We start from the raw sequence: 13,014 nt of genomic DNA, 5'->3' as shown, positions 1-13,014 counted from the left end.
TTCCAAAGTTTTATTAAAGTTTTACCTAGCTTTTTTTCTGCCAAAAAAACCCTAAATTGGCAAAGCCAATTTAGGACTGTTTGGTTCTGAAATGATAATAAGCACCGAGCATACCAGCAGTATTCTGATGGTGGGCAAATTCAAGTCGAGTCTTGTCTGCCAAGCTTGGAACAAGCGAATCTTTCAAAGCCTTACGGATTTTTGGTTTCAAAATTGCTTCTTGCCCCATGATGCCACCACCAAGGATGACAACTTCTGGATTGGCAACATAACAAATATTTGCGAGACCCTTACCAAGGTAATCCACCATACGGTCAATCCCCTCCATACAGAGTTTATTGCCTTCGGTAGCTTCTTTGAAAATTCTGCGACCGTTCCACTGTTCTACTTCATCTCCATGCGCATCTGCTACATACTTAACAAGAGCTGTCGTAGATGCTAAATCCTGGAAAGCTCCATCTTGCATGTGCAGATAACCAACCTCACAGGCAGAATTACTAAAGCCATGAAAAACTTGGCCATCTATGATCAAGCAACCACCGATACCAGTCCCAATCGTCAAGCAAAGGGTAATACTTGCACCCTTTCCTGAACCAGAGACAGCTTCAGCAAGCCCTGCACAATTAACATCATTTTCAATTTCACAAGGAATGTTAAAGCTTTCTTCAATTTCCTTTTTAAATTGGGTTCCGGCATAATTTGGAATCTGTGGACCAGCGTAGAAAATCTCACCCTTATCAGGATCAACCATACCCGCCGAGGAAATGGCTACACCTGACACTGGTCCTTTTTCTAGATAGCTAGCTACGATATCTTTTGTTTTCTGTAAGATGTGTGGACCACCCTTGTGAGCCTCAGTCGCTACTTCGTTAGTCTCTACAAGTTGTCCTTCTTGGTTAATTAAACCGTATTTGATATTAGTTCCACCAATATCAATTGCAACGTAATTAGTCATAAAGCCTCCTATTGATTAGAGGAAACGCTCCTTAGTTTCACGAATCAATTGAGCAGCTGCTTCTACAACTGGACGATCTTCTTCGGTCACTGGTGTAAGTGGAGAACGAACTGATCCGATGTTAAGCCCTTCATTGATTTTCAAGACTTCTTTAATCACACAGTACATATTCCCATGTGCTGCAGTCAATTTACCGATGATAGCGTTGATTGCGTATTGCAATTCACGCGCTGTTTCTAGGTCCTTATCCGCAATCAATTGGTTAAGTTTCAAGAAGAGTTCTGGCATAGCACCATAAGTACCACCGATACCAGCTTTTGCTCCCATGAGACGTCCGCCTAGGAATTGTTCGTCTGGACCGTTAAAGACGATATGGTCATCGCCACCAAGGCTAACAAAAGTTTGGATATCTTGAACTGGCATTGAAGAGTTCTTAACACCGATAACACGTGGGTTTTTCAACATTTCTGTGTAAAGACTTGGAGTCAAAGCAACACCAGCCAATTGAGGAATGTTATAGATGACATAGTCTGTGTTTGGAGCTGCAGCACTGATATCGTTCCAGTATTTAGCAACTGAGTACTCAGGCAAACGGAAGTAAATTGGTGGGATTGTTGCGATAGCATCTACTCCCAAACTTTCTGCATGACGAGCCAATTCAATACTATCTTTGGTATTGTTACAAGCTACGTGAGCAATGATGGTCAATTTACCTTTGGCAACTGCCATAACTTCTTCTAAGATCAATTTACGGTCTTCTACACTTTGGTAGATACACTCACCTGAAGAACCATTAACGTAAAGTCCTTGAACACCTTTATCAATAAAGTATTGTACCAAGGCACGAGTACGTTCTGGGCTAACTTCACCCGCATCATCATAACATGCGTAGAAGGCAGGAATGACACCTTCATATTTTTTTAAATCTGACATAGATTTCTCCTAAGATTTCTTTTTTCTGCACTGGGCAGATGATTTTTTACTATTTTAGTATACACCTTGTAAAAAGCGCTTTCAATACATCTCAGCCACTTAGATTTTAATTTCTATTCATTTCCCATAGCTTTTCTTGTTTGAAAGTAGTTTCATGTCATTTTCAATCTGCCTGATATTTAGCAAACAATTTTTCCATTAATCCAGCTTGGCAAAAGGCAAGAAGACCAAAGCCAAAAAGTAGAAATGCTGAACCACCAAGCACTAGAGTGAAGCCTGATAGATAGAGAAGCATAATGATTAACAAAATAATTGCAAGCATCAAGAAGAACCAAACGAAATTAAAACTTACCAAAAGTAAGCCCTTTTGGAGCACTTCTTTCCAAGTTAATTCATAGCGTGCAGCAATTGGATAGCTAGCCAACATAACTAGTGTTAAAAATATCAGAATTCCCAAGCAAATAGCTTTAATGAGCTGAAAGACAACACCAGTTTGACTCCAAAATAGTGATAAGTCAACCACACTGATCAAAAAGATTCCTAATTCCAGCAAACCTAACTGAAAACCTAATTTCAAATTCTGCTTAAAGGCTCTAATATAGATTTTGAAAACAGGAATACGACGGCTGCGCTTCACTTCAAAGATTGTCTGATAGAGACTGATTTTAGCTACTCCAATAGTCACAATAGGCAAACAAGACACAACAAAGAGTAGGTTAACCGTCACGATATCTAAAACTTTCTCGCAAAAACGCATCAGAAAGTTATCCGTATCGAATGCCGCTTTTATCAATCCAGATCCTTTATGTGCCATTGTTTCTCCTCCTAACTGACTAATCGATTAAAATTTTAAATAAATATTTGCGAACTTTATCTTCCATACCTGCATAACCGTTAGGTTGATGAGGTTCTCCTGGGAAGAAAACTGCAAAATTGTGATATCCCAACAAGAGTGGGTATTGTTCGTGACAATGAACAAAGCCAATATCGCTAGCTTCATCAAAGGCTACAGCCTCATCTTTGATACGAGAACCGTAGCTAGAATACTCATGTCCTTCAACTAACAAATGCAAGTCTGCATAGTTTTTATGATGCTCAAAGCGATCATTTTCTTCTTTGTTGAGAACATTTTCCTGTACAACTAAGAAGACCTTATCTCCATCAATATCGTATTTACCCAATTCAAAAGTATCTTTACGATGCTCATAGAGATAATCAATAGCCTTGTCCAGATTTGGATGAATTCCCTTGTAAAAGCTAATGTTTTTTAAATCATCAAAAATCATAGTAATTTCCTTTACCTGATTGTTATCTTCAGACACAAAATGTCTAGCCAGTAAGTTTATAAGTGTCTAACAAAACTTCATGAAGCAACCAACTCCTATCCATTTTGTAGACACTTATAATACTATATCGTTTTCAATAAATAGATTTTCCTATTCTCAATTAAAATTGAAGAGCAAACTAGGAAGCAATCCGCAGGCTGTACTTGAGTACGGCAAGGAGTCGCTGACGTGGTTTGAATTCAATTTTCGCAGAGTATTAACCTTTAACGGCTCCCATAGTAATCCCTTGAGTGAAGGATTTTTGGAAGACAAGGAAGACTGTTACGATTGGCACAGCTGCAAGAGCAGCCCCTGCCATGATTAATCCATAGTTAGTTGCCATCTCGGCCTGCATGGTTGCTACCCCAAGTGAGATGGTCAAGTTGTTACGAGAAGTCAACATAACCAACTGCATGAAGTAGTCATTCCATGTATTGATGAAGGTGAAGATTGCAAGAGCTGCAAATCCAGGTTTCACGATAGGGAAGGCTACGCTCCAGAAAGTACGAATCTCACCACATCCATCGATTTTAGCAGATTCGAGCAATTCTGTTGGAATGTTTTCACTGAACTGTTTCATGAGGAAGACCCCAAATGGCCATCCGATTAACGGCAAGATAACCGCCCAAAGAGTGTCATGGATTCCCATGAAGTTGACGATACGTACCAATGGTACAAGGACAACTTGTTTTGGAAGAGCCATGGCAGCGATAAAGATAGCAAAGAGAATGCGTTGTCCGTAGAAACGTTTCTTAGCCAATACATAACCCGCTAGAGATGAAGTTGCACAAACCAAGAACATAGTTACCAATGAAATGAAGACTGAGTTCCACATCCATTGCAAGGCTGGGTTTTGCACCATCAATTGTTGGAAGTTCTCCATAGTTGGAGCTTTCGGGAACCATTGTGGTGGAATCATAATGGTATCCGGTTGTGATTTGAATGCACCTGTTAAAATCCAGTAGAATGGAAAGATAAACAGTACAGTCAATAAAAGCAAGAAGATGGTTGAAATAACAGTGAAGGCTGTTAAAGGTTTCTTTTGTGTAGATTGCATAGCTGTCTCCTTTCTATTAATATTCTACGTCGTTTCCAAGTACTTTAAATTGAACAAAGCTGACAATTGCGATCATAACTGCCAAGAATACACCAATAGTATTGGCATAACCATACTCAGTCAATTGGAAGGCTTTCTCGTAGAGGTAGTACATGAGAGTACTTGTTGAGTAGTTTGGACCACCTGAAGTCAAAAGCTGAATCAAAGCGAAACACTGGAATGAGTTGATGGTTGTGATGATTGCGATATAAAGAGTTGTTGGAAGAAGACTTGGCCATTTAATCTTCCAGAAAACTTGTAACTCAGTTGCTCCGTCGACACGCGCCGCTTCAACAAGAGAGTTATCAATATTACCCATTGCAGCGATGTAAAGAATGATTGGTTGACCAACTGATGTTGTCAAAAGAATAATCATAATCGCCATCAAAGCCCAGTTTTTATCTCCTAACCAAGAAATGTTTTGGCTAATGATATGGCTTGACTTAAGCACGAAATTCAAAATACCTGATAGAGGATCGTAGATCCATTTCCATACTACTGTTACGGCAACACTACCTGTTACTACAGGGAGGAAGAAGACGAAACGATAGAAGGATCTAGCAACGGCATTTTGTTGGTAAGTTTGTGATGCCACAAATAGTGAGAAAAGTACAACGACTGGTACAGATCCGATAACTAAGATTACGGTATTAATCAAAGATTTTGTAAAGACAGGGTCTTTAAACATGCGGATGTAGTTGTCAAGTCCCACAAACTCAAAGCTAGTCATCGAGTAGTTAAAGAAACTAGTGATGAATCCCATGATCATTGGAGCTAGGACAAAGACGGTAAAGAAGATTAATACTGGTGCTAAGAAAGCATAAGAAACAATTGTTTCTCTCATGCGAATTTTATTGACTTTCACAGTCGGCACCTCACTTTCAAATAGTTTTTGTTTTTTTATTGTTGTCTGACATTGATGTAAAATCAAAATGAAATTTTTTCCAAGAAAAACCTATGTAAGAACTTCATTTTAATTTTGACCTGTCAGTTCCTTACATTTTTTAAACAAAACTCCCCCTTTTCGTACACAAATGTGCACAGGGAAAAGGGGGGATTTTACTTTTTATTTAGGGCTTATTGTTTAGCTGCTTTTTTGATTGTTTCATTCGCTTTTTCAGTGAATGTCTTCAAAGCTGCAGCAGGTTGTTCGTCACCGTTAGACACTGATTGCAACATTGGGAACCATAGAGTTCTCATTTCAGCAAATCCGTCGATTGTGTTGTAGTATGGAGAGTAGTATTTAGTCCAACCACTGATAGTTTCCATACGTTTATCATCATAAAGTTTTCCAAATGAAGTACGAACTGGGAAGGCACCTGTACGAACTACGTCTTTAGGACCCCACTCTTTATCATCAGCGATGAATTGGATGAATTTCTTAGCTGCAGCAACTTTCTTTTCATCTTTGTTGTTGAATACTGCAAATCCGTTTACAAGGTATTCAAGAGCTGGTTTACCAGAGTCAGATGGGAATGGTACTTCAACCACTTCGACTTTACTTGCTTCTAAAAGTTTAGCTTGGATACCGTTTTGAGCTGGAGCCCAAAGGATTGTGTAAGATGTTTGACCGTTGGCAAAGTTTTGGATATCTGCTCCACCGTCAAATTGTGAACCATTGTTCAACAAACCGTCTTTGATCCAGCTAGTCGCTTTTTCAAGACCTTTGACAAATTTAGGGTCATCAGTTGTATATTTTGTTACATCTTTATCTGTAACAGAACCGCTATAAAGGTTAGCGATGAAGGCACGTGTTCCTTGGTCTCCCCCTTGACCAGAACTGAACAATGAACCTGGAGTGTATCCTTTATCTTTAAGTGCTTTCAATACTTTTTCGAAATCATCTGTTGTCCAACCTTCTTTAACAAGGTCAGCTACACCAGCGTCTTCCAACATTTTCTTGTTCATAGCCATGTAGAATGGTGCTGAACTGATTGGATACATGTAAGCTTTATCGCCAGCTTTACTTGCTTGGATGATGTTTTCGTTGTTAACATCTTTCACAAATTCGTCTGTGAAAAGATCGTTCAACTCAGCTAATTTACCATTTTTACCGTAATTGATGATACGACCTGGTGCATCGAAAAGTACATCTGGAGCAGTTCCAGCTTCAATAGCTGTCGTGATTTTTTCAGGACCAGATTTAAAGTCGATTGTTTCTAATTTAACTTTGATATCTGGATTTGCTTTTTCGAAAGCTTCGATGATAGATTTTTCATAAGTTCCTACACCGTCACCAGATTTTTCTTGAGTGAAGACTGGGAATGCCCACCAAGTGATTTCAGTTTTTCCTGCATCAGCTGCAGCGTCTTTTTTAGCGTCTGATTTGCCACAAGCAGCAAGGGAAAGAACAGCAGCACCCGCAAGTACTGTACAAGCTAGTTTTCTAAATTTCATTAGTATTCTCCTAAATGATGATAAGCGTATCCGAAACGGATAATGAGTATTGACAACTTTGTATACGTTTACATTTTATTTTACGAATCAACCACTCTCCTCGTATTTTAATTGTCTTATTTGAGACCCGCAACAAATCGTTCCGTAATCTCTTTTGGTCTAGTAATGGCTCCACCAACTACAATGCCTCGCACTCCGTAACCTAAGATCTGCTTCGCCTGTTCTGGTGTATGAATTTTCCCTTCAGCGATGACATCTACTCCAGCATCGCAAAGTTTCTTAATCAATTCAAAGTCTGGACCATCCACTTTCGGGCTATAAGATGTGTAGCCTGACAAGGTTGTTCCAACAAAGTCGATTCCCGCCTCAACTGCTGTTAAGCCTTCTTCAAAGGTACTGATATCAGCCATCAAGAGTTGATTTGGGTACTTTTCTTTGACTTGTCGAATAAAATCTTGAATTTCCAAACCATCATAACGTTCTCGTTTGGTACAATCAAGTGCAATAACCTCAATGTCAAGAGCCGCTAATTCATCTACTTCTTTCATAGTAGCTGTGATGAATGGTTCCTGTGGTGGATAATCACGTTTGATAATTCCGATAATCGGAAGTTTTGTGACCTCTTTGATTTCCTTAATATCCCGAACACTATTTGCTCGGATACCGACTGCTCCACCTTGCTCAGCTGCTTTGACTAGCAAGGGGATTACACCTCCCGCTTCTGTGTAAAGCGGTTCGTGAGGAAGTGCCTGACAAGAAACGATGATTCCATCTTTAATCTGCTCAATCAAAGCTTCTTTACTGATCTGTGGCATCCACTTTCCTCCTTTTCTTTTTTCTTATGAGCCTATTATATATCATTTTTAAAGCGCTTTCAATAACTTGTACTAGAATAGATTGAAGTTTCAAAACAATTTTATGAAACAGAATCTCCTGAAAGTAGTTTCAGGGAGAAATACCCGAGTTTGAATCGCCTTCCATCCGCTTATTTCCACTAAAATCTTCGCTTCCTGCAAATAAAGAGCCTGTAACGAATAAACGTTACAGACCCTTCTAATATAAGTCTAAACCTTTTTATAGAGACTTTTTAGATTCAATATTGCCATTAATCTTCTTTTTTCTTAGCCATTCCAAACAAGCCGAGAAGCATTCCAACCATTCCCACAGATACTAGAGGAGTTGAAACCTCACTTCCTGTTGCAGGAAGAGTTGGTTGTTGTGGTTGAGCTGCTGGAGCTTGATATGTCTTGTCTTGTTGTGCTACTAAAGTGACAAGCGGTTTTTCTTCAACCTTATATTCCGGAAGTTCGTTTTTGGCTGCTTCGACTGCATTTACTCCGCCTGTGAATTCTGGAAGTTCATGCTTAAGGGCTTGAACGGCATTTGCTCCACCTGCAAATTCTGGAAGCTCATTCTTGAGCGCTTCAACTGCGTTTACTCCGCCTGTGAATTCTGGAAGCTCATTCTTGAGCGCTTCAACCGCGTTTACTCCGCCTGTGAATTCTGGAAGCTCATTCTTGAGCGCTTCAACTGCATTTACTCCGCCTGTGAATTCTGGAAGCTCATGAACTGCAGCTTCGACTGCATTGACACCACCTTCGAATTCTGGAACTTCCACTGTTGGTGCCGCCTCATCACCTACTGTTGCGCTAGGAACAGAGTGTTCAGGAAGCTCAGATTCAGATGATGCTTCACCATTTACGTCACCTTCGAATTCTGGGACTTCTACTGTTGGTGCTGCTTCATCACCTACTGTTCCAATAGCTTCAGTGTACTCAGGAAGTTCTGTTACAGCTGCTTCGTCACCATTGACACCACCTGTAAATTCTGGGACTTCCACTATTGGTGCTGCTTCATCACCTGCTGTTCCAATAGCTTCAGTGTACTCAGGGAGCTCAGCCACAGCTGCTTCGTCACCATTGACACCACCTGTAAATTCTGGGACTTCATGGATTGCCGGTTCGTCACCATTAAAACCATTCGTAAGTTTAGTACCTACCACAGATACTGGCAAGTTATGCATACTTTCAATTGCACCCGCTTCAATAGCTGTAACTTTTTGACCGATATCTTCAGGAGCTATTGTAAATAGGAGAGTCTTAGTATCATACTGAGTCATGAAGGTTGCAGTCTTACCATTAGCTAGTTTGAGAGTTGGAGCTTGATTTACCAAGACTTCTGAATCAAATTCCATAGCAATAATGCCTGGCCATTTTTCCATAGCCGATGTAACTTTCACTTCTTTAGAAGCAAGTCTCTCTTTAGTTAGATAATCCCAGTTGAATTTCTTGAAGGATAGAGTATAAGGATTGCCACCCGCTTCATGGTGTTCATACAAGAGACCAAATTCTTTTGGTCCAATTTGTTGAAGTGAGTTATAAGCGTACTCACCTTCTTGAATCAAATGATGGTGCAACCAAGTCAACTCGCCATCTTCTTCTACGCGAGCCACTCGAATGTAGCCATTCTTACGACCTGGTCCATTAGCATTTGCTAGAAGGATATACTCTTTACCATCTTGAACCGTATGAGTCACCGCCATTTGAACATAAACATCGGGTACATCATAGCGTGCTACATAGTTGTCCCATGTAATACCACCATCATTACTTGTCGCAACTTGCAAATCACCAGTCAAACCACGCATAAAGAGTTTTAACTGACCATTATTCAATTGAACAACAGAAGCTTCCGTATTTTGAGCGTAGTAATTGTTCATGTTGCTTGAATCAACTACTGTACCATCATGAAGTGTACGATTGTCATTGACACCGCCACCCATATGCCAAGTCTTACCATGGTCATCTGAATAGATGATGCGAGATGATTGAGAACCGTTGAGATGGTTAGCTCTGTTTGTCGTATAGACAGGGACGACAATCCGACCTTTATGAGGTCCATTCTGGAGGGTAATTCCCACTCCAGGTCCCACACCTAAGAATTTCATCCAATCAGCTTTGACCATTGGAGTAATATCTTGTGGCGCAGACCAAGTCTTACCATCATCATCACTGTAAGACATCCATAGGTAGCTGTCTTTAGCAATTCTAAATGGAGAAGTTTTATTACTTGTAAAGTAGATATTTCCTAGTAGCTGCTCACCTTGATAAAGATCGCCTTTATCACTATAAGCAGGTTTGACAGGATTTACAACAACACGGTAATCCGTTGCCTGACCATCTGGTGTGTAGACAACACCATTTTCACGAATCGTATAGGCTCCATTTTCTCCTTCACGGTATAGAATTTGATACGTTTTTCCATCAATTTCCTTATAGGCAACTTCTCTTTCAGAAGACATTCCGAAGATTCCTTTACCTTCTGGGAACATATCGTAAACTGAGAAGATTCGTTTAGTTTCCGTATCTTGGACCAGAACCATATCGATGTTTACTGGTGAACCAATGTTTGGATCCTTGGCTTTTGGATTGTCACGTAGATTCGTAAGAGTGATGCGATCACCCCATGTTTGGCCCTTGTCTTCACTTCGTTTAACGACCATACCGATATCACCCCAGTCATAGTGGTGTAAGCGGCGTTCGTCAGCACCAGCAATCAAAGTTCCCTTGTCAGTCTTAAGGAGGGCTGGAATACGATAGCTATTAATACCATCTGGATTTGACTGCCCATTCTTACCCGCTGTAAAGACATCTGTTTTTTTAGAAATTTCAGCCCCTTCTGGAAGTTCTTGCCCCAAGTCTCCTCTTTCAAATAATTGACTTCGTGTTCGAACTTCATCTTGTGTTAAGGCACGGTCGTAGACTGTTAGATTACGAACTTGTAGATTTGAGCCCCAAACTGTCTTACTTCCTCGTTTGGTTGCTCCGATTTGAACGTGGTTAACATCTGGCATATCTTTGATGAATTTCCCAGATTTTAGACTTGTTCTAGACAAGACACCATTTACATATAGACGAACTCTTCCAGTAGGGACTTCAGTTGTTGGTTTTTCCACAGTAAAGGTAACTGAATTCCACTGACCTGGGCGAACCTTTAATGGCGCATCGGTGTATTTATCATAGAATTGCGCACCATTTGCATCACGACCTTCGATAAGGGCTGTATTATCAAAGACTGACATAGTGAAGTACTCATTTTCCTTGGTATCACTTGATACAGAGAAAAGATTGTAAAAACGTGGTGCCGATGCATCTGGTTTGAACTCCATATGCACTGTTGCATCTTGAAGTTTCTTTAGTTTCTCTAAGTCACTTGTAAGATCATCTCGCTGATTATTTTCTGCATTGGTTGTAACGTCATTTTTTTCTACGACAGTGTTGACATTTTCCAATTCTCTTGAGTAATAATCACGAGCGATAGCTTCTTGTTTCTCAGTTTTTTCTGTCTTATCAGTTTCAGCTGCTGGAGTTTCAGTTTCTGTTGGTTTTTCAGTTTCTGCTGGTTTTTCAGAACCTGGATTTGCTTGTAGCTCCTCACGGTTAACTTCTGTTCCTTTGTCCGTCGCTGCTGCCAACTTATCAGCAAGTTCCTTATCTATGTTAGCCAGATTTCCTGATTCTACTTCTTTTGGCAATTCTGGCAAAGCTTGTCCAGCTGTTTCACCACTGGTTGCTGGAGCTTCTTGAGCTAAAACTGGCGACGCACCAAAAACAACTGCCCCAATGACTACTGATGCAGCTCCTACTGTAAACTTTCTAATTCCAAAACGTTGTTTCCGTTCAAAATCTCTCTGTGTCATATTTTTCCTTTCTTTTTACAAAATAAAGCGCTTTCTTTTTTACTTAAAATTTTTTGCCTCCAGGGCATAAATCATGTAAAGAAACTGTATTATTGATGGGTTTCCCCATTTTTTTTCATCTGAAATGTGGCTACCTTTATTTACTTCCTTCCAGTAAGCAACCATTTTACTCCTTTCGACTTGATGTTACATCTATTATATAATAAATATTCTAAATAATAGCCTTCATAATCTATAATAGAATTTACTTTCAGATATATTTTTATGTTTCAAGTTTTTTGAAACTACTTTCTTTACTCCTCAACAAAGAAAGCCCTGTTTTAGCAGGGCTCTTTTTACATATCTCTAACGACCTACATAGGTAAAGGGAATCTCACTACCACACAACCAGTTGTAAACCTGGTCATTGACATGGACATTCATAGCCTCGTGGGCATATTCTGGCATGAGACGATAGCTCTTTTTACAAGTCAAACGATTGTAAATAGCGAACTGGGTGATTGGATAGCAGACATCGTCATCAAGCCCTGTAATCATTCTCACCTCACCTTTAATGCGATGGGCAAGGTTTTTCACATCGATATAGCCAAGTGTCTCCATGATCTGTTCTTCTGTTTCGTGGAAAGGATCATGGAACTTAAAGTAACGAAAAAGCTCATCATAAGCTTCGCTGGTATTCCCAATTTCTAGCACTCGTCTAAAGTCTGACAAGAATGGATAGATTGCAACTGTTCGCTTGATACGTGGATTGAGACCAGCAGCCACTAGAGCCAAGGCTCCTCCTTGCGAAGCTCCATAACTAGCCAACTGCTCCTCATCTACTTGCGGGAAGCTAGCGACAATTTCAACCAATTGATAAATATCTAGATAGACATCTTTATAGAAGAGCTGCTCTTTTCCTTCTACTGCACCACGGATGATTTGGCCCTTAACTGTATTTCCGAGAGGCGAACGTAAGCCATCTTGTGAGTAACCAGATTGCCCACGAACATCCATCGATACAACCCCATAACCAGCAACGGTAAAGGCTAGCATATCTGTCCAATCCCAACAACGTCCCATATAGCCATGGAAGTGGAAAATAACTGGTACTTTCTCTTCTGATTTTGGTAAGACCACACGCGCATAGACAAGGCCATCACGTGTACCTTTAAAGGTTAACTCATAGCACTTAACATTTGGGATATGAAAGTCACCTTCCTCTAGTTGGTAATCTGGCAAGACCGAAACCTTGTCAATCTCACCATCCCAAAAAGCATCAAAATCCTGAGGTACTTCATCTCTTCCTTTATATGTTTTCATTTCTTCTACTAATGCTGGATTTCTCATAAAATCCTCCTTTGTTTTGTAACCGTTATCATAACTGTAGCACATATGGGGAAGCAATGCAAGAAAGAATGGGAAACGGAAAGTGGATTTAATGTCCGACCCCAGCAAGAATCCCTCTGAAAGTAGTTTTAAAAAAATAAAAAAGAGCGATTTCGCTCTTTTCTTAGTATTTAGGAGAAGGTTGAGTTTCTTTTTGAAATGTCTTTTGGTAATTTACTTTAATAGTCATGAGAGAGTTCTCGTTTCTTTTGGATGACTCTAGTATAGATACTCACCCTAA

Annotated in this window: 10 protein-coding genes; all 10 read right to left on the bottom strand. The window is 40.0% G+C overall.

The annotated features are described in order from the left end of the window. Positions 1–70: 70 nt before the first annotated feature. The gene (locus tag ACXYSM_RS07285) at positions 71–955 is read right to left on the bottom strand and encodes an ROK family protein (protein ID WP_458634885.1); all 885 of its coding nucleotides are present in this window, start codon (positions 953–955) and stop codon (positions 71–73) included. A 15-nt stretch (positions 956–970) separates the two neighbouring features. Continuing rightward, the gene (locus ACXYSM_RS07280; RefSeq protein WP_006149428.1) at positions 971–1,888 is read right to left on the bottom strand and encodes a dihydrodipicolinate synthase family protein; all 918 of its coding nucleotides are present in this window, start codon (positions 1,886–1,888) and stop codon (positions 971–973) included. 163 nt (positions 1,889–2,051) lie between these two features. Then, positions 2,052–2,702: a YesL family protein gene (locus tag ACXYSM_RS07275; RefSeq protein ID WP_024054098.1), complete on the bottom strand. Its 651-nt coding sequence runs from the start codon at positions 2,700–2,702 to the stop codon at positions 2,052–2,054. Positions 2,703–2,721: 19 nt separating this feature from the next. Then, positions 2,722–3,174 (bottom strand): YhcH/YjgK/YiaL family protein, encoded by a 453-nt coding sequence (locus ACXYSM_RS07270; protein ID WP_006155741.1) that lies wholly within the window; start codon positions 3,172–3,174, stop codon positions 2,722–2,724. Between the two features lie 256 nt (positions 3,175–3,430). Continuing rightward, the gene (locus tag ACXYSM_RS07265; protein WP_004250812.1) at positions 3,431–4,270 is read right to left on the bottom strand and encodes a carbohydrate ABC transporter permease; all 840 of its coding nucleotides are present in this window, start codon (positions 4,268–4,270) and stop codon (positions 3,431–3,433) included. 16 nt (positions 4,271–4,286) lie between these two features. Further along, entirely contained in the window at positions 4,287–5,153 is an 867-nt protein-coding gene (locus ACXYSM_RS07260) for a carbohydrate ABC transporter permease (protein ID WP_053092415.1), read from the bottom strand. 233 nt (positions 5,154–5,386) lie between these two features. Then, on the bottom strand, positions 5,387–6,706 hold the full coding sequence (locus tag ACXYSM_RS07255; protein ID WP_458634884.1) for an ABC transporter substrate-binding protein: 1,320 nt from the start codon (positions 6,704–6,706) through the stop codon (positions 5,387–5,389). A 116-nt stretch (positions 6,707–6,822) separates the two neighbouring features. After that, entirely contained in the window at positions 6,823–7,521 is a 699-nt protein-coding gene (locus ACXYSM_RS07250) for an N-acetylmannosamine-6-phosphate 2-epimerase (protein ID WP_458634883.1), read from the bottom strand. Between the two features lie 290 nt (positions 7,522–7,811). Continuing rightward, entirely contained in the window at positions 7,812–11,405 is a 3,594-nt protein-coding gene (locus tag ACXYSM_RS07245) for an SIALI-17 repeat-containing surface protein (protein ID WP_458634882.1), read from the bottom strand. Positions 11,406–11,750: 345 nt separating this feature from the next. Further along, complete coding sequence (locus ACXYSM_RS07240) at positions 11,751–12,734, bottom strand: acetylxylan esterase (protein ID WP_458634881.1); 984 nt, start codon at positions 12,732–12,734, stop codon at positions 11,751–11,753. Positions 12,735–13,014 lie beyond the last annotated feature (280 nt).

The organism is Streptococcus sp. V940 (assembly GCF_054353495.1).
This window is presented reverse-complemented; position numbering and strand designations above follow the sequence as displayed.

Excerpts from the sequence above, each read along its gene's own strand:
- ACXYSM_RS07270 (WP_006155741.1), bottom strand. The coding sequence starts at position 3,174 with ATGATTTTTGATGATTTAAAAAACATTAGCTTTTACAAGGGAATTCAT.
- ACXYSM_RS07255 (WP_458634884.1), bottom strand. The coding sequence starts at position 6,706 with ATGAAATTTAGAAAACTAGCTTGTACAGTACTTGCGGGTGCTGCTGTT.
- ACXYSM_RS07285 (WP_458634885.1), bottom strand. The coding sequence starts at position 955 with ATGACTAATTACGTTGCAATTGATATTGGTGGAACTAATATCAAATAC.
- ACXYSM_RS07240 (WP_458634881.1), bottom strand. The coding sequence starts at position 12,734 with ATGAGAAATCCAGCATTAGTAGAAGAAATGAAAACATATAAAGGAAGA.
- ACXYSM_RS07275 (WP_024054098.1), bottom strand. The coding sequence starts at position 2,702 with ATGGCACATAAAGGATCTGGATTGATAAAAGCGGCATTCGATACGGAT.
- ACXYSM_RS07245 (WP_458634882.1), bottom strand. The coding sequence starts at position 11,405 with ATGACACAGAGAGATTTTGAACGGAAACAACGTTTTGGAATTAGAAAG.
- ACXYSM_RS07280 (WP_006149428.1), bottom strand. The coding sequence starts at position 1,888 with ATGTCAGATTTAAAAAAATATGAAGGTGTCATTCCTGCCTTCTACGCA.
- ACXYSM_RS07265 (WP_004250812.1), bottom strand. The coding sequence starts at position 4,270 with ATGCAATCTACACAAAAGAAACCTTTAACAGCCTTCACTGTTATTTCA.
- ACXYSM_RS07250 (WP_458634883.1), bottom strand. The coding sequence starts at position 7,521 with ATGCCACAGATCAGTAAAGAAGCTTTGATTGAGCAGATTAAAGATGGA.
- ACXYSM_RS07260 (WP_053092415.1), bottom strand. The coding sequence starts at position 5,153 with ATGAGAGAAACAATTGTTTCTTATGCTTTCTTAGCACCAGTATTAATC.